This is a genomic window from Hymenobacter sp. DG25A (genome assembly GCF_001280305.1).
In the GTDB taxonomy this organism is placed as follows: domain Bacteria; phylum Bacteroidota; class Bacteroidia; order Cytophagales; family Hymenobacteraceae; genus Hymenobacter.
Genome location: NZ_CP012623.1, coordinates 294,193 through 310,763, shown reverse-complemented (window position 1 = coordinate 310,763; position 16,571 = coordinate 294,193). Strand labels below are relative to the sequence as shown.

16 protein-coding genes are annotated in these 16,571 nt (G+C 56.9%); 14 read left to right on the top strand and 2 right to left on the bottom strand.

Features of this window, described 5'->3' with window-relative positions:
- Window positions 1–44: 44 nt before the first annotated feature.
- From AM218_RS01335 to AM218_RS01320, 4 genes are all read left to right on the top strand, one after another.
- Window positions 45–2,339 carry a peptidylprolyl isomerase gene (locus tag AM218_RS01335; protein ID WP_054411138.1) on the top strand — a complete coding sequence of 765 codons (2,295 nt, stop codon included), beginning with the start codon at window positions 45–47 and terminating at the stop codon, window positions 2,337–2,339.
- Between the two features lie 218 nt (window positions 2,340–2,557).
- Window positions 2,558–3,949: a peptidylprolyl isomerase gene (locus tag AM218_RS01330; RefSeq protein ID WP_071843659.1), complete on the top strand. Its 1,392-nt coding sequence runs from the start codon at window positions 2,558–2,560 to the stop codon at window positions 3,947–3,949.
- A 94-nt stretch (window positions 3,950–4,043) separates the two neighbouring features.
- Window positions 4,044–5,006, top strand: coding sequence for an AAA family ATPase (locus AM218_RS01325; protein ID WP_054411136.1), 963 nt, complete (start codon window positions 4,044–4,046; stop codon window positions 5,004–5,006).
- 61 nt (window positions 5,007–5,067) lie between these two features.
- Window positions 5,068–5,502, top strand: a complete 435-nt coding sequence (locus AM218_RS01320) for a hypothetical protein (RefSeq protein WP_054411134.1) — start codon at window positions 5,068–5,070, stop codon at window positions 5,500–5,502.
- A gap of 94 nt (window positions 5,503–5,596) precedes the next feature.
- Here the strand turns inward: AM218_RS01320 and AM218_RS01315 are convergent, their stop codons facing one another.
- On the bottom strand, window positions 5,597–6,487 hold the full coding sequence (locus AM218_RS01315) for an SDR family NAD(P)-dependent oxidoreductase (protein WP_054411131.1): 891 nt from the start codon (window positions 6,485–6,487) through the stop codon (window positions 5,597–5,599).
- 230 nt (window positions 6,488–6,717) lie between these two features.
- Here AM218_RS01315 and AM218_RS01310 point away from each other — a divergent pair, with 230 nt between their 5' ends.
- Window positions 6,718–7,278 carry a GNAT family N-acetyltransferase gene (locus AM218_RS01310; RefSeq protein WP_054411129.1) on the top strand — a complete coding sequence of 187 codons (561 nt, stop codon included), beginning with the start codon at window positions 6,718–6,720 and terminating at the stop codon, window positions 7,276–7,278.
- Here the strand turns inward: AM218_RS01310 and AM218_RS01305 are convergent.
- Window positions 7,275–8,438, bottom strand: a complete 1,164-nt coding sequence (locus tag AM218_RS01305) for a lipid A deacylase (RefSeq protein WP_054411127.1) — start codon at window positions 8,436–8,438, stop codon at window positions 7,275–7,277. The genes AM218_RS01310 and AM218_RS01305 overlap by 4 nt on opposite strands.
- Before the next feature lie 190 nt (window positions 8,439–8,628).
- Here AM218_RS01305 and recA point away from each other — a divergent pair, with 190 nt between their 5' ends.
- The 9 genes from recA to tsf all read left to right on the top strand — a co-directional run bounded on the left by recA (window position 8,629) and on the right by tsf (window position 16,521).
- Entirely contained in the window at window positions 8,629–9,735 is a 1,107-nt protein-coding gene (gene recA / locus AM218_RS01300; protein WP_054411125.1) for a recombinase RecA, read from the top strand.
- A 281-nt stretch (window positions 9,736–10,016) separates the two neighbouring features.
- A complete protein-coding gene (locus tag AM218_RS01295) occupies window positions 10,017–10,844 on the top strand; it encodes a DUF3108 domain-containing protein (RefSeq protein WP_054411124.1) in 828 nt (275 codons plus the stop codon).
- A gap of 140 nt (window positions 10,845–10,984) precedes the next feature.
- Window positions 10,985–11,686, top strand: a complete 702-nt coding sequence (locus tag AM218_RS01290; protein ID WP_054411121.1) for a response regulator transcription factor — start codon at window positions 10,985–10,987, stop codon at window positions 11,684–11,686.
- A 142-nt stretch (window positions 11,687–11,828) separates the two neighbouring features.
- Entirely contained in the window at window positions 11,829–12,899 is a 1,071-nt protein-coding gene (locus AM218_RS01285; protein ID WP_054415185.1) for a sensor histidine kinase, read from the top strand.
- Window positions 12,900–12,960: 61 nt separating this feature from the next.
- A complete protein-coding gene (locus tag AM218_RS01280; RefSeq protein WP_054411119.1) occupies window positions 12,961–13,674 on the top strand; it encodes an RluA family pseudouridine synthase in 714 nt (237 codons plus the stop codon).
- Window positions 13,675–13,865: 191 nt separating this feature from the next.
- Window positions 13,866–14,318: a 50S ribosomal protein L13 gene (gene rplM, locus AM218_RS01275; protein WP_044515266.1), complete on the top strand. Its 453-nt coding sequence runs from the start codon at window positions 13,866–13,868 to the stop codon at window positions 14,316–14,318.
- A 40-nt stretch (window positions 14,319–14,358) separates the two neighbouring features.
- Window positions 14,359–14,745 carry a 30S ribosomal protein S9 gene (gene rpsI, locus AM218_RS01270; protein ID WP_054411117.1) on the top strand — a complete coding sequence of 129 codons (387 nt, stop codon included), beginning with the start codon at window positions 14,359–14,361 and terminating at the stop codon, window positions 14,743–14,745.
- Window positions 14,746–14,766: 21 nt separating this feature from the next.
- Window positions 14,767–15,534 (top strand): 30S ribosomal protein S2, encoded by a 768-nt coding sequence (gene rpsB / locus AM218_RS01265; RefSeq protein WP_054411116.1) that lies wholly within the window; start codon window positions 14,767–14,769, stop codon window positions 15,532–15,534.
- Between the two features lie 150 nt (window positions 15,535–15,684).
- Entirely contained in the window at window positions 15,685–16,521 is an 837-nt protein-coding gene (tsf, locus tag AM218_RS01260) for a translation elongation factor Ts (protein WP_054411114.1), read from the top strand.
- The last annotated feature ends 50 nt before the right edge of the window (window positions 16,522–16,571 follow it).

Below are 16,571 nucleotides of genomic sequence, written 5' to 3'. Positions count from 1 at the left end.
AGTGTTACCCCGCCGCCGACTTTCCTTGCCTTCTATCCTACTGTATGCGCAGACGCATTCTTTTGACCGGGGCAGTTGCCGCGGTACTGCTGGCCGGTTGCCAGACGTCCAAGACTCCTTCTTCCGCCAAACAGCCTGTTCTGGAAACCCTGGGCACGCATGAAGTGCCCGCTTCGGAATTTGCCTACGTGTACCGCAAAAACAACAGCGGTACGCCTGAGGCCGGTACCAAGGCCAGCGTAGCCGAGTATCTGGACCTCTATACCAACTTCAAGCTGAAGGTGCTGGAAGCCGAAAGCCGCGGCCTGGACACCACCCAGGCCTTTCAGCGCGAGCTGGACGGCTACAAGCAGCAGCTGGCCCAGCCCTACCTCACCGAGAAAAGCGTAACCGACCAACTGGTGCGCGAAGCCTACGACCGGCTGAGCAAGGAAATCAGTGCGGCGCATATTCTGGTGCGCATTGCCCCGGATGCCGACCCCAAAGACACGCTGGTAGCCTACCAGAAAGCCCTGGCCCTGCGCCAGCGCGTGACAGGCGGTGAAGATTTTTCGAAAGTAGCAGCCGAGACGTCGGAAGACCCTTCGGCGAAGGAAAACGGCGGCCGCCTGGGCTACTTTACGGCCCTGCAAATGGTGTATCCGTTTGAAACCGCGGCGTATAAAACGCCCGTGGGCCAGGTGTCGCAGCCGGTGCGCACGCGCTACGGCTACCATATTATTAAAGTAACCGATTCGCGGCCGGCGCAGGGCGAAGTTAAAGTAGCCCACCTCATGATTCGGGCCACGCCCGGCATGCCGGCTGCCGACTCTGTAACGGCTAAAAAGAAGATTGATGCCCTGTACAGCCGTTTGAAGCGCGGCGAGAACTGGGAGAAGCTGGTAAGTCAGTTCTCTGAGGATGGCGGCTCCGCCACCAATGGCGGCGAGTTGCCTCCCTTTGGTACCGGCCGCATGATTCCCAGCTTTGAAGAAGCCGCTTTCAAGCTGCAGAAGCCCGGAGATTTGTCGGCGCCGGTGCAAACGCCCTACGGCTGGCACATCATCAAGCTCATCGGCAAGCAAACGCTGCCCAGCTTCACGGATATGGAGCCCATGCTGAAAAGCAAAGTGGCCAAAGACTCCCGCTCAGAGCTGAACCGCGAAGCTTTCCTCAAGCGCATCCGCACCGAAAATCAGTTTACGGAAAATAAAGCCGCCGTAGACTACGCCTTCAGCAAGGCCGATACCTCCCTCACCAACGGCCATTTCAAATACACCGCCCCGGCAACTGGCGCCAAGCCGGCCAAAGGCAAAGTGAACGATGAAACACCGCTATTCACCATCAAAGGCAAGCCGTACGCTACCAAGGATTTCCTGATGTACGTGCAGCAGAACCAGCGCGCCCGCCCCGGCGCCGATGCCCGCCACACCATGCAGCTGCTCTACGATGAGTATGTAAACCAGAGCCTGACCGACTTTGAGAAGGCTAACCTGGAGCAGAAATATGAAGACTACCGCATGCTGGTGCGTGAGTACCGCGACGGTATTCTCCTTTTCCAGCTGATGGATGAGAAAGTATGGTCGAAGGCCGTGGAAGACACCGCCGGCCTGCAGAAGTTCTTCAACGACCACCAGGCCAGCTACCAGTGGGAGCCCCGCGTGCAGGCCACGGTTATCAGCGCCGCCTCGCCGCAGCTGCTCAGCCGTGCCCAGCAGCTGCTGGCGGCCGGCAAATACCCCGTAAAGCGCGGCCTGCCCACCAGCGCAGCCTTTAAAACCGGCACTACTACCCTTACCAAAGCCGGCCAGGACGCCCTGGACCGCCTGGCCATCAGCCTGAATAACGACACCGCTATTACCGTGCGCGTAGTAGGCCAGATCAAGCGCGGTGAAGCTGCCAACCTGGCCCAGCGCCGTGCTACCCGCGTGGTAGATTACCTGAAGAGCAAGCAGGTAGGCGCCCAGCAGCTGAGTGTAGCCGTGGCCCCGCGCCCCGTAGCCAGCAGCGTGCAGTTCGATATTAGCACCACCATTCTGAGCGGTCTGGAAGAAGCTTTGAACGAACAGAACCCGCTGGCCGTGAAAGCCGAGCAGCGCGGCTACCCCAAAGGCGACAGCAAAGTGGTGGACAGCCTGCCGCAAAAGCCCGGTACCTACAATGCCCAGCTGGATGGCCGCTACTATTTTGTGCGCATTGAGCAGGTGCTGCCCGCCGGCCCCAAAACCCTGGCCGAAGCCCGCGGCCAGGCCACGGCCGATTACCAGAACTTCCTCGAAAAACAGTGGATTGCCGAACTGCGAGCCAAGTACCCGGTTACGATAAACCAAGCCGAGGTAGACAAGCTGGTTACGAAGTAAACCCGTACCTTTCGTAAAGCCCCGGCCATTCCAAAGCCGGGGCTTTTTCTTGGGCGCACGTGCAACGCCCGGCGCTTCTCCTGACTCCTTGCAGAGGCTTCGGGGCCTGTTTTGCCGGAGAAAGGAATTATCCTGAAATTTACGGGCGGCTTGGGACGTTCTCCTTGCCAAACAGCCTCCGGCGCAACCTTGACCCGGCAGGCTTTTATCAGCATCTCATGATTGATTTTTTTGGTTCGTCGGCCCGTGTGGTCCTTTTGGTGGCCGGTTTATTGGCGGGCACCACTGCCACTAGCTACGCGCAGCTGGGTGTTTCCCGCAACGCCGCCCCCCGCCAGGTGATTGATGGCATTATTGTGAAGGTGGACAACCAGATTGTGCTGCGCTCTGACCTAGAGAATATTTACCTGCAGGAACAGGCGCAGGCCAACGGCAAGCCACTTTCGCCCAACATCAAATGCGAGATTCTGCAGAGCATTGTGCTGAATAAGCTGATGCTGGCTAAGGCCGAGACGGACTCCGTAGTGGTAGAAGACAGCCGCGTGCGCGACGAGCTGGACCGCCGCATGAACTACTTCGTGCAGCAGATTGGCTCGGAAAAGAAGCTGGAGGAGTACTACAACAAGCCCATCCGCGTGCTGAAAGAAGAGCTGCGCGCCCAGGTAAAGGAGCAGCTGGTTACCCAGGAAATGCAGAAGATTATTGCGGGCAAAGTAACCGTGACGCCCCGCGAGGTGCGCCAGTATTTTGAGCGCACGCCCAAAGACAGCCTGCCTTACTACTCCACGGAGGTAGAAATCGGGCAGATTGTGAAGCTGGCCAAAACCAACACCAAGGCCAAGCAGGAAACCATTACCAAGCTCAACGACATCCGGGCCCGCATTGTGGCCGGTGAGGATTTTGCCACGCTGGCCAAGCAATATTCCGAAGACCCGGGCTCCGGCAAGGAAGGCGGCTACCTGGGCTTTTTCAAGCGTAAGGAATTGGTGCCCGAATATGAGGCCGCCGCCCTGCGCCTGGAGCCCGGTCAGATTTCGCCGGTAGTAGAGTCGCAGTTTGGCTTTCACATTATTCAGCTGATTGAGCGGAAGGGGGACAGCTTCTCCACCCGCCACATTCTGCTGAAGCCCAGCACCGGCACGGCCGACGTGAACGAAGCCGCCGACGCCCTGAACAAAGTGCGCGCCCGCATCCTGGGGGACAGCATTACGTTTGCCAAAGCCGCCAAAGATGTTTCCGACGACAAACTTTCCGGCGCCAACGGCGGCCTGCTGCAGAATCAGCAGACCGGCACCACGTACCTGCCCCTGGATAAGCTGGACCCTGCTATCTTCTTTACCATTGATACCATGAAGGTGGGCAGCATTACCAAGCCCCTACCCTACCGCACCGACGACGGCAAGGACGCCATGCGCATCATCTGGCTGAAGTCGAACACCCCGCCTCACCAGGCCAACCTCAACGACGACTACCAGAAAATAGCCCAGGCTGCTCTCACCGAGAAGAAAAACAAGGCCCTGGACGACTGGTTCCTCAAAAACCGGGGCAACGTGTTTATTGAAGTTGATCCGGAATACGCCGGCTGCAAGCTGCTGCAACCCCTCAATTAAGGATTGATTGGGCAGTGTCTGCGGCGGCTATGTCAGCCGTATAAGCCCACCAGCCACTGCCACCCTTTATCAATCAACAACTAAGAATCTATCTATGCCATTCGCCTCCGATAAAGAAGCCGCCGATGCGCTGGCCCAGTCCTATCAAACGCTGCGTCAGGAAATCGGCAAAGTCATTATCGGGCAGGATGAGGTGGTGCGGCTGGTGCTCACGGCCGTGTTTTCGCAGGGCCACTGCCTGCTGGTAGGCGTACCGGGCCTGGCCAAAACGCTGCTCATCCAAACCATTGCCGACTCGCTGGATTTGTCGTTCAACCGCATCCAGTTCACGCCGGACTTGATGCCTTCTGACATTGTGGGCTCCGAAACGCTCACGCAGCAGCGGGATTTTCAGTTTGTGAAAGGGCCGATTTTCGCCAACATCGTACTGGCCGACGAAATCAACCGCACGCCGCCCAAAACCCAGGCCGCGCTGCTGGAAAGCATGCAGGAGTACGCCGTAACCGTGGCCGGGCAGCGCTACCCGCTCAGCCGCCCGTTCTTTGTGCTGGCCACCCAGAACCCCATTGAGCAGGAAGGCACCTACCCCCTGCCCGAAGCCCAGCTGGACCGTTTCATGTTCAACATTCAGCTGGACTACCCCAGCTATGAGGCGGAGCTGCAGATTGTAAAAAACACCACTTCCGACCACAAGCCTACTGTACGGAAAGTGCTGCACGCCGACGAGATTCAGGCGTTTCAGCACTTGGTGCGCCGCGTGCCCGTAGCCGATAACGTGGTGGAATACGCCGTAAGCCTGGTCCACCGCACCCGCCCGAACACCGAACGGGGTGCAGCCCGCGCCACCCAGCTTCTGGAGTGGGGTGCCGGCCCCCGGGCCTCGCAGCACCTCATTGTAGGTGCCAAGTGCAACGCCCTGCTCAACGGCAAATATTCCCCCGACATTGAAGACGTAAAAGCGGTAGCCCTGCCCATTCTGCGCCACCGCCTGGTACGCAACTTCAAAGCCGAAGCCGAAGGCATTTCGGTGGAGCAAATCGTAAAAGAAATCCTTTAAGGAACCGCTGAACTCACTGCTCCTCCCGGAGCCCTTCAGCTTTATACAGAAGTACACTACCATGGAAGTCCCCGCTTACTACCAGCAGTTTGAGCGCAACATTGATATCATCCTGGATGCCATTCGGGCCGGGCTGGACCTGCGCACCACGGCGCTGGGCACCTCACTGCCCTTAGAAATTTATGTGCTCTGCGAAGTTCTCAACCAGGGCGGTGCCCATTTCACGCTGACCACGGATGGCCTGTCCCGCGTGGAGGAGTTTCAGCGCCAGTACATGCAGCATGAGTCGGAGACGGAAGCCGAGATGAAGCGCATTCTGGAGGATAAAAAGTCGTTTATGCGTACCCCGGAAGGCCGCGTTCTGACCAAGGAAATGCTGATTCGCCGCCTGGAGTTCTTCAATGAAGCGGCCCGGCAGGTGAACGTAATGCGCACGCAAAGCGCCCTGGGCAGCCCCACGCAATACAAAGTACCCGGCACAGAAGTTGCCCGGTAGGAATCAGCTGAAAACAAAAAAGGCCGCTCTTTCCAGAGCGGCCTTTTTTGTTTTGCCAGCCGGCGTGGGCCGGTGCTGGCTTATCTGCTTCCGATTACTGCGCTACCATAGTACCGGCATCCTGCGGGCGGATTTTGGTGTGACCTTCCTTAGCGTGCTGCACGTCTAAGTGGCCAGCGGGCTCCTGTTTCAGGTTGCTGGGCACATCGTCGCCGTGGGGGCCTTTGGAAACGGTGGTGCCGCCATCTACAAAGTACAGGGAGCCGGTTACGTAGCTGGCTTCATCAGAGGCCAGAAACAGGTACACGTTGGCCACTTCCTCGGTAGTGCCGCGGCGGCCCATGGGTGTACCGGAAATCAGACCTTTCTCCATTTTAGACGTCATAGGGCCGGTTTCCTTGTGCGTCCAGGCCGTATCGATGGGGCCGGGGCAGACGCAGTTGGCACGCACGCCCTGGGGCGCCTGCTCTACGGCTACGCCTTTCATAAAGGAGTGAATAAAGCCTTTGGTGCCGCCATACGGCGTGTTGTTGGCCAGGCCCATCTGGCCCGACTCCGAACCCGCTGAAACAATGTTGCCGCGCGTTTTCTGCAGCTCCGGCAGGGCGGCGCGGCTCATCATGAAGGCGGAGTAGATGTTGTTTTTGATCATATACTCAAACGCCTCCACCGGATATTCATCCAGGGTAGCCGTGGCAGGAAACACACCGGCATTGTTGATCAGGATATCCAAACGACCATACTCGCGCACGGCCAGCTGCACGCAGGCCTCAGCGGTAGCCAGCAGGGAAATGTCACCGGTAAAGGCAACGGCCCGGCCACCAGTCTGTAGTATTTCTTCTACTACTTCGCGCACAGGGTCTTCGGCGAAGCCGGCCACCACCACGGCGGCACCTTCTTTTGCAAAGCGCTTGGCCACGGCCTCGCCAATACCGGAGCCACCGCCGGTTACAATAGCCACTTTATTTTCCAGTCGTCTGATCATCTTAAAAGGCGTTGGTTGTGGATAATTCAGCCAAAAGCTGCTAACAATACACCCGGCCACCCGCCACCATAGCGCGCCACCGGGCGTACTGACTTAACGACCATGGCCAGGAGGAGTTACCAGATGCCCAAACTTTACTCCGGTCATCGGCTTTATAGGCAGTAACCGTCGTATAAGCTGGCGTATTACGTTTTATGCCTTCCTCCTGCCCGCCTCTTCCAGCCCCTGAAATGTTGCCGCTCAATACAGCGCGGCTGGAGTTGCGGCCCTACCGGCCCAGCGACGCCCTACCCTTCTTTCAGCTTTTGGATGAAAACCGCCAGCGCCTGCAGCCTGCTTTTCCCTCCCGGGTAGCGGCGGTACAAACGCTGGCCGATGCCCAACAGGTGCTGGATGCCTTCATGGATGACTGGCGCAGCGGGCAGCTCTATGTATTTGGTATGTGGGAGCAGGCCACCGCCCGCTACATCGGCGACATCAGCCTGAAGCCCAATTGGGCGGCCAAGGTCACGGCGGAAATCAGCTATTACCTGGATGCCGGCGCGGAAGGCAAAGGCTACGCCCGCGAAGCCGTGCGTGGCACCCTGGCCTTTGGTTTTAATACCGTGCGCGCCGACCGGCTCCTGATCCGGTGCCGCGCCAATAACCCCCGCAGCTGCGCCGTGGCTGAGTCGGTGGGCTTTCAGCTACTGCCCCCGCGCCACCGTGCCTGGACCATGCGGCCCCTGCGCACCGATGTTATTCAGTACTTCCTCTTCAAGCGCGAGGACATGCCGGCTTCCCTGGCTTAGTCGGGCTGCAGCGTAGTCAGCAGGAAGCTCTGGTTGAAATTGAGATACAGGGCGAAGGAAAAATCGAAGAGGCCGTTGTTCAGATCATACAGCGGCTCGAAGCGCGTGGTGAGCGTGAGGTGCCCGGGCAGTTGGTAGTCGCGCAGCACGCGCAGAATCAAGAGCTGGCGCCGGCGCTCCACGTAATCCTGATCTACGGGCGAGGAGGATATAGACTGATACAGGCGGCCCCCCAGCGGGGAGATGTAGCCGTTGCCCTGCCAGTACGCCACTTGCAGGTTGGAAAGCCGCGTATCAGCCCCGGCATTCAGATACAGGCCGGTGCCATCCTGAAAAGCCAAGGCGCGGGTAAAGGAATAGTCGTTGAAATACGTGACGTACCCATCAAAGTGCACCGCGCTTACCAGATTGGAAGGCAGTGCGCGCCGCACTCGCAGGCCGGTGGCCACGTTGAAGAGCGTTTGCAGCGGTTTCTCAATGGTATCGAGCTGGCCGCCGTGGTGCGTGGCCGTGAACTGGAAAGGCAGCTTGACCAGCCAGCCCGTGGAGTCGCCCAGAATCTGGCGCTCGGCCGTGAGGCCACCGGCTACTTCCTCCTGAAAATCACTGAAGCGGTACTGCTGGCGCTGCCAGTTTACCCAGGCATCCACGGTGCTGCGGGGCGTTTGCAGCTGGTACTGGATGCCTTCCTCCAGCCGGTCGGTCATCACCCGCTCAAAGTCGAACAAGGGCTCAATGTAGCCGTGGTGCAAGTTGCCTTCCAGGTTGCCGAAAACCAGGCTGTGCGGGCCGTGGCGGTACTTGAGGGTGAACAGCGGCCGGATCTGCTTGAAACGCGGGGTGCCGTAGTCCTTCCACAAAAACACGCCCGCCTCTAAGCGTAGGTTTCCCGTTGGGAAATACACCAGGCGCGGGGCCAGGTGGGCACCAAAGTAGGTGCGGCCCGGGTCTATCTTGTTGAAATACTCGTTGTCCTTGTTAAAGAGGAAGCCCTGCACATCCAACCGCAGCTGCCGCTCGTATTGCGGCCCAAGGGGTAGCGGGTGCAAAAAAGCCCGGTTATCCAGCTGGGCCCAGGCCGGGTTGACACCGCTCAACCAGCCTAGCGCTATCAGGATCAGCGGGTAACGCAGCAGGCGCTTTCCTAAAAAATTTAGCACAGAAAAAACATCCTAAAACCAACGAATTTTTTTAGCATTGCGGGGACAAAATATAGCTCGGCTGCGTTATCATGAGCCGGCCCGAAACGGCCTTGCTGTCCGGTACTCAAAAGCCGGCTGCCCGGTTGTGCAGGCCGCCCAAAACGCCTACATTCACCAAACCTAAGCATTTCTACTTAACCCCTCCCTAATGGCTGCAACCTCTGATAAAGCCGAGAAAACCGCTTCAAACCCTCTTACCGAGAAAATGAAAGCCCTCCAGCTTACAATGGACAAGCTGGACAAGGCCTACGGCAAGGGCACCGTCATGAAACTGAGCGACAACAAGGTCGTCGATATTCCGGCTATCAGCACTGGCTCGCTTGGTCTGGACATTGCTCTGGGTATCGGCGGATTGCCTCGCGGCCGTGTCGTTGAGATTTACGGCCCGGAATCCTCGGGCAAAACCACGCTGACGCTGCACTGCATTGCCGAAGCACAGAAAAAAGGTGGCCTGGCGGCTTTCATCGACGCCGAGCACGCCTTCGATAAGTCGTATGCCGAGAAGCTGGGCATCGATACCACCAATCTGCTTATTGCCCAGCCCGACAATGGCGAGCAAGCCCTGGAAATTGCTGATCAGCTGATTTCCTCCGGCGCCATTGATATCATCGTTATTGACTCCGTAGCTGCCCTGGTGCCGAAAGGCGAACTGGAAGGCGACATGGGTGACTCGAAAGTGGGTCTGCATGCGCGTCTGATGTCGCAGGCCCTGCGGAAGCTCACCGGTACCATCAACAAAACCGGCTGCTGCTGCATTTTCATCAACCAGCTGCGGGAGAAAATCGGGGTAATGTTCGGCTCGCCCGAAACTACCACCGGTGGTAACGCCCTGAAGTTCTACGCCTCGGTTCGCTTGGATATTCGCCGCATTGGCCAGATCAAGGAAGACAAGGACAACGTAACCGGTAACCGCACCAAGGTGAAGGTGGTGAAGAACAAAGTAGCACCGCCCTTTAAAGTGGTGGAGTTTGACATCATCTACGGCGAAGGCATCTCCAAAGTGGGTGAAATTCTGGACCTGGGCGTTGATATGGGCATTATTGCCAAGTCGGGCTCCTGGTTCTCGTACAACGGCGACCGGCTGGGCCAGGGCCGTGAGGGGGTAAAAACCATCCTGCACGATAACCCTGAGCTGGCGGACAAGATTGAAGCGCAAATCCGCGCTATGGTGAAAGGGGAACCCGAAGCTGCCCTGGCCGCTATTCCGGAAGACCGCACTGTAGATGCACACGGCGAAGGCGCTGACGAAGAATAAGCCCGTTCGCTGCGAAAGACAAAGCCCCTCCAACTATTGGAGGGGCTTTTTTGTTGTACTATGGTTTTCCCGATACACTTTCCGTAAATTGCTAGGGTTGGTTCTGCTCTTTTTGCACTTCAGCAATATCTAACTCATTCCAGTTTGCTCCTGCCAACTCCTTTCAGGCTTTTTCGTTCGTACGGAACAAATGGACTGAGGCAAGTACTTTGTGGGTTGCTTATATTTGCTGGCACCGCATTTGAATAGGGCCAGCCATTTCGCTTCAACTGACGCATCATATGTTTCGCCGCTGGTTTATACTTTCTACTCTTTCTGCGCTGGCTACTGTGGGACTGCTGGCTGCCCGGCCGGAGGCTACCGTACGCACGGTACCCAACTCCAGCTTTACCAAAGGAGAATCCCTCCACTACAAAGTGCACTACGGCCTGATTAATGCGGCCGAAGCCACCATCGTCCTCTCCGACGACCTGCACCGCGTGAACGAGCGGCCCTGCTACAAGGCCACCGTTACCGGCCGCACCACCGGCTCCTTCGACTTTTTCCTGCGCATCCGCGACACGTGGCGCTCTTACATCGACACCACCAGTATTTTGCCCCAGAAGTTCTTCCGCAATATTGAGGAGGGTAACTACCGCAAAAAGGAAACCATCGATTTCGACCATGAGCGCGACATGGCCAAGGTAGAAAGCCGCAAAAAGGACAAAGACGCCCCTAAGCGCGGTACCTACAAGGTGCCGGACAACATTCAGGATGTGGTCAGCGGGTTTTATTTCCTGCGCACCGTCAATTTTGACCAGCGCCGCATTGGCGAGGTAATTCCCGTGAAAGGCTTCTTCGACGACCAGGTGTTTGACATGGACGTGGTGTACAGAGGCCGCGAGACGGTGGAAACCAAAGCTGGCAGCATCCGGGCTATTAAGCTGATACCCAAAATGCCGAAGAATAAGCTCTTTAGCGGTGAAAACGCCATAACCGTGTATCTCTCTGACGACCGGAACAAGATTCCGGTCCTTATCCAGGCCGAAATGTTTGTCGGGTCCGTGAAAGTGGACATGTACAAGTACCAGGGGCTGAAAAACCGGCTGAATGTGGTAGCCAAAAACTGACCTCCAACGAAAGCGGCCCATTCGGGCCGCTTTTTTTATACCTGCCGCGGGTTTGTTCACGAAAAGGTAACACGTAGTAAGCCCCAGCCCGGTATACTTTTGTCCTCGCGCATTCTTTTCCGCTCTAACCCTCCCCTGCTGTGCATACGCCCGCTCAACCCAATGCCTACAAAATTCTGGTGGTAGATGATGATCCGGATATTGTAGAGCTGCTGGAATACAACCTGCGCAAGGAAGGCTATGAGGTAGCCAGTGCTCCGGATGGCCGCAAAGCCCTGGAAATAGCCCCCCAGTTCGGCCCCGATATCATCCTGCTGGATGTAATGATGCCCCACCTGGACGGCATTGCGGCCTGCCGGCAGCTGCGCAGCATGCCCAAATTTAAAGACACCTACATCATCTTTCTGACGGCCCGCGCCGAGGAATTTTCGGAAGTAGCGGCCTTTGAGGCGGGGGCCGATGATTTCATTGCCAAGCCCATTAAGCCCCGGGCCCTGCTCAGCCGCTTGGCTGCATTTGTGCGCCGCGATAAAGACCCGCAGCATCAGTCGGAAACCATTGAACTAAACGGCCTCACCATTGACCGCACCGGCTTTGCCGTGTACCAGAACGGTAAAAAAATCAGCCTCCCTAAAAAAGAGTTTGAACTGCTGGCCTTCCTGGCGGCCTCGCCCCACAAGGTGTTTAACCGCGACGAACTGTTGCAGAATATCTGGGGCAACGACGTGTTTGTGCTGGCCCGCACCGTGGATGTGCACGTGCGCAAAGTGCGCGAGAAAATAGGCGACCACCATATCCAGACCATTAAAGGCGTCGGCTACAAATTCAATATAGACCAATAGCCGCCGCGCTACTCTTCTGGCCTCATGCGCAATGGCCCGCCTGGCTATGACGCTTTATTTTTAGCCCCACCAGATACCCGATTTTTTTAGCTGATTGGCTGAAGGAGGTTTCTGGCGGCTTTTGTTGCAGGCAATTTTTCCCATGGACCTCTCATCACGCTCTATTGCCATTATCATTGCCCTGCTGGTGGGGGGAGTGCTCACGGCCTTTGCCTGGATAGCGCCCACTTTACCGTTCCGCGAGGCATTTCTGGGGGCCGGCGTCACGGTGGCGGCCTGTTTCCTGCTGGTGTATCTGAGCTTTGAAGCGCTGATTTTCCAGGAAATCAACAACATCTACGCCGGCCTGGAGCACATTAAGCGCAAAGAATTCCGCCGCCTTTCCAACAAGTTTCTGTTCCGGCCGGAGCCGCTGAAGCGCATGCGGGACGAAATTCTGCAGATGGCCGAGCGAAAGCAGCGCGAAATTGATGAGTTGCGCCGTCTGCAGGAGCTCCGCCGGGAGTTTCTGGCCGATGTATCGCACGAGCTGAAAACTCCCATTTTTGCGGCCCAGGGCTTTGTGCACACCGTGCTGGAAGAAGGTGCGGAGATGGACGAATTCATCCGGGACAAGTTTCTGCGCAAAGCGGCCAACAGCCTAGATGCACTGGATGCGCTGGTACATGACCTGGTGACTATTTCGCAGCTGGAAAAAGGCGTAATCCGGATGCGCCGCAAGGTGTTTGATGTAGTGGAGCTGGTACAGGAGCTGTTTGAGTTGCTGGAGCAGAAAGCCGCCGAGCGCCATGTGCACTTAGAGCTGTTTCCGCCCACTACTCCACCCGGCGGCCTGCGCGTGCTGGCCGACCGTAACCGCATCCGGCAGGTGCTCATCAACCTCATTGATAATGCCATTAAGCACGGCCGGGAGGGCGGGCACGTGGTAGTAAGCCTGCACGAAAGCGGCAAAAACGTGCGGCTGGAAGTACGCGACGACGGCGCCGGAATTCCCAAAGAGCACCAGCACCGCATTTTTGAGCGCTTCTACCGCATTGATAAAAGCCGCTCCCGCGACTCGGGCGGCTCCGGACTGGGGCTGGCTATCAGCAAGCATATTGTGGAGGCGCATAAGTCCAGCATTAGGGTGCACAGCGAGGTAGGCCAGGGCACGGCGCTGGAGTTTAAGCTGCCCAAGCCGCGGAAAGCGGCAGCCCTTCAAAAGGAAGAGTAGGGAAGCCCGTTGGCCGGCACGGTAGGGCTTCGCGAACATTGCCGTACCTTTGTGGCCTGTTATGAAGCTACCGAATTTCAAGGATCTGATTTTGTTTGAGGACGAGGACTTCGTCATCATCAATAAACCCCCGTTTTTAGCCACGCTGGATGAGCGGTTTGGCGGCGCTCCCAACATCCTGCGCCTGGCGCGCGAGGTGTACGAAGATGTGCAGGCCTGCCACCGCCTCGACAAGGAAACCAGCGGCGCGCTGGCCCTGGCCAAAAACCCCGAAGCCTACCGCCACTTGGCTATGCAATTTGAAAACCGCGAGGTCAAGAAAGTGTACCACGCCGTGGCCTGGGGCGTGCACCAGTACGATGGCCTGCGCGTAGACCGCAGTATTGAAACCACTACCAAAGGCAAGGCAAGGCTGGCCTTTAAGGGTAAGCCTGCCGTCACGCTGATCCGCACCTTAGAAACGTTTGCCCGCCACACTCTGCTGGAGTGCCAACCCGTAACAGGCCGTATGCACCAGATCCGGCTGCACCTGATGTACCTGCAGGCGCCTATTGTAGGCGACAAGGTGTACGGCGGCGACGACTTCTTTCTTTCCTCCCTCAAGAAGAAATTCAACATGAAGGAAGGCGAGGAAGAGCAGCCGTTCATCAAGCGCTTCGCCCTGCACGCCGCCAACCTCACCTTTGCCCGCCTGAATGGGGAAAGTATTACGGTAGAGGCGCCCTATCCCAAGGATTTCCGCGTGCTGGTGGATACGATGCGGCAGTACGCTTAAAACGTATAGATGGCAACCAGGAAAGCAGAGTATGCTTTCCGAATGTAAACTAAAACCCAAACTCCGTGGGTTTCAGGGACAATAATTAGCCAGCAGCTTGCATTTTGCCTGAAAGGCGGTAACTTTGTGTCCGTTTTTGCCGGACCGTGTTCGGTTTCCTTCTCATTTCCAAACGCTTACCCCCTTCCCCAATGGATCATCTGAGCTTCAAGACGGTATCCGTCAACAAAGCCAACGCCGATAAGGCCTGGGTTGTGGTTGATGCCAGTGTTGCGCCGCTGGGCCGTCTGGCCAGCCAGATTGCCAACATGCTGCGTGGCAAGCACAAGCCATCGTTCACGCCCAACTCCGACTGCGGCGACAACGTCATCGTTATCAACGCCGACAAGCTGCGCGTGACTGGTAAAAAGATGACCGACAAAATCTACATTTCGCACTCGGGCTACCCCGGCGGTCAGAAGCGCATTAACCTGCGTGACAAGAAAGCCAAGAACTCCGCTAGTGTGATTGAGCACGCCGTGAAGGGCATGCTGCAGGGCAACCGCCTGGGCCGCGAGCAATTCCGTAACCTGTTCGTGTATGCCGGTGCTGAACACCCACACGAAGCCCAGCAGCCGAAAGCTGTTGAACTGACGAACCTCTAAGCCGTAACAGGCTTCACTGTTTTCTCTAACCTTTCTATTAATGGAAATCTCCAACACCTCTGGTAGAAGAAAAACCTCGGTGGCTCGCATTTACATGCAAGCCGGGCAAGGGAATATCACTATCAATGGCCGGGAAATGAAAGCCTATTTTGGCAATGAACTCCTGGAAAACATCGTGAACCAGCCTTTCGCTACCCTCGAGCAACTCGGGCAGTATGACGTGAAGGTGAACGTGCGCGGTGGTGGCATCTCGGCTCAGGCTGAAGCCATCCGTCTGGCCATCTCGAAAGCCCTTGTAGGCGACAACGCTGAGGTTCGTCCCGCGCTGAAGAAAGAAGGCTTCCTGACCCGTGACCCGCGCATGGTGGAACGTAAGAAATTCGGCAAGCGCAAAGCGCGTCGTTCGTTCCAGTTCTCGAAACGCTAATCTTCCAGAGGAACCCCTATCATGGCTCAGACCACCACATATAAAGAACTGCTGGACGCCGGTGCCCACTTTGGTCACCTTACGCGCAAGTGGGACCCGAAAATGGCGCCGTACATCTTCATGGAGAAGAACGGCATCCATATCATTGACCTGAACAAAACGCTGGTTTCGCTGGAGCAGGCGTCCAATGCTATCCGCAACATCGCCAAGAGCGGTCGAAAAGTATTGTTCGTAGCCACCAAGAAGCAGGCGCAGGAAATTGTAACCGAAGAGGCCAAGCGCCTGAAAATGCCATTCGTTACCGACCGGTGGTTGGGTGGTATGCTCACCAACTTCGCTACGGTTCGCAAGTCCCTGAAGAAAATGAGCACCATTGACAAGATGGTGAAGGAAAACACGGCTTATGCCGCTCTCGCTAAGCGTGAGCGTCTGATGCTCTCGCGTGAGCGGGAGAAGCTTGAGCGTGTACTGGGCGGCATTGCCGACCTGAGCCGCCTGCCCGCTGCCCTGTTCGTAATTGACGTGAAGCGCGAGCACATTGCCGTGAAAGAAGCTCAGAAATTGGGCATTCCGGTATTCGCTATCTGCGACACGAACTCGAACCCCGAGCTGGTAAACTTCCCCATCCCGGCCAACGATGACGCTTCCAAGTCTATCCAGCTCATCGTGAGCGTAATGGGTAAGGCCATGGAAGAAGGTCTGTCGGAGCGCAAGGTGGACAAAGAGGAAGCCGACAAGAAGCAGTCGGAAGACGAAGGCATCAAAGAAAAACAGACCGCCGAAGAATAGGCTTCTGTAGATAATTGAGAAGAGGGGAACATGCGAAGCACTTGGCTCCGGTGTTCCCTTTTTCTTTAACTCCGGAGGCCCTGCCGGCTTTGTAGGTGGCAGCCCTCCAACCCCGGATTTACTAATCTCACCCTCATACAACTCACAACAATGGCCGCAATTACTGCCGCAGACGTGAACAAGCTCCGCACCATGACTGGCGCGGGCATGATGGATTGCAAAAAAGCCCTGACCGAAGCCGATGGCGACTTCGAAGCAGCTCGTGACATTCTGCGCAAGCAGGGTCAGAAAATTGCTGACAAGCGTGCTGAAAACGCAACGTCGGAAGGCTTTGTAGCCGTAAGCGTAAGCGAAGATGGCACCAACGGCAAGCTGGTTGCTCTGGCCTGCGAAACCGAATCGGTAGCGAAAGTGGCTAACTTCCGTGAGCTGGTTCAGCGCATTCTGGACGCCGCCGTACGTACCAACGCTACTTCGAAAGAAGAGCTGCTGGCTACCAAGGAAGAAGATGGCCTGACCATTCAGGAGCACATCACCGACTTGATGGGCAAAATCGGCGAGAAGCTGGACCTGACCTACGCTACCCTCACAGCTGAGAAAGTGGCTTCTTACATCCACTCCGACAGCAAGAAAGGCGTACTCGTGGGCCTGAAGAACGTAGGTGGTGCTGACACTGCCGCTGTAGGCCGCGACGTAGCTATGCAGATTGTAGCCATGAAGCCCGTAGCCGTTGACAAAGACGGTGTGGACTCGGCTATTGCAGAGCGCGAAATTGAAATCGGCAAAGAGCAGGCGCGTGCTGAAGGCAAGCCCGAGGCAATGCTGGAGAAAATTGCTCAGGGCAAACTGAACAAGTTCTTCAAAGAGAATACCCTCCTGAACCAGGAGTTCGTGAAAGACAACTCGATGACCATTGCTCAGCTGCTCGACAAAACGTCGAAAGGCATGACGGTATCGGACTTCAAGCGCGTGGCTATTGGTGCCTAAGCTTTTAGTTTAGCATAGAAAAGGCCCCGCTGGCATATGCCGGCGGGGCC

Coding starts and splice junctions, on each gene's coding strand:
- AM218_RS01280 (WP_054411119.1), top strand. CDS start 12,961: ATGAAGCTACCGAATTTCAAGGATCTGATTTTGTTTGAGGACGAGGAC.
- tsf (WP_054411114.1), top strand. CDS start 15,685: ATGGCCGCAATTACTGCCGCAGACGTGAACAAGCTCCGCACCATGACT.
- AM218_RS01295 (WP_054411124.1), top strand. CDS start 10,017: ATGTTTCGCCGCTGGTTTATACTTTCTACTCTTTCTGCGCTGGCTACT.
- AM218_RS01315 (WP_054411131.1), bottom strand. CDS start 6,487: ATGATCAGACGACTGGAAAATAAAGTGGCTATTGTAACCGGCGGTGGC.
- AM218_RS01310 (WP_054411129.1), top strand. CDS start 6,718: ATGTTGCCGCTCAATACAGCGCGGCTGGAGTTGCGGCCCTACCGGCCC.
- AM218_RS01285 (WP_054415185.1), top strand. CDS start 11,829: ATGGACCTCTCATCACGCTCTATTGCCATTATCATTGCCCTGCTGGTG.
- AM218_RS01330 (WP_071843659.1), top strand. CDS start 2,558: ATGATTGATTTTTTTGGTTCGTCGGCCCGTGTGGTCCTTTTGGTGGCC.
- AM218_RS01325 (WP_054411136.1), top strand. CDS start 4,044: ATGCCATTCGCCTCCGATAAAGAAGCCGCCGATGCGCTGGCCCAGTCC.
- recA (WP_054411125.1), top strand. CDS start 8,629: ATGGCTGCAACCTCTGATAAAGCCGAGAAAACCGCTTCAAACCCTCTT.
- rpsB (WP_054411116.1), top strand. CDS start 14,767: ATGGCTCAGACCACCACATATAAAGAACTGCTGGACGCCGGTGCCCAC.
- rpsI (WP_054411117.1), top strand. CDS start 14,359: ATGGAAATCTCCAACACCTCTGGTAGAAGAAAAACCTCGGTGGCTCGC.
- AM218_RS01335 (WP_054411138.1), top strand. CDS start 45: ATGCGCAGACGCATTCTTTTGACCGGGGCAGTTGCCGCGGTACTGCTG.
- rplM (WP_044515266.1), top strand. CDS start 13,866: ATGGATCATCTGAGCTTCAAGACGGTATCCGTCAACAAAGCCAACGCC.
- AM218_RS01320 (WP_054411134.1), top strand. CDS start 5,068: ATGGAAGTCCCCGCTTACTACCAGCAGTTTGAGCGCAACATTGATATC.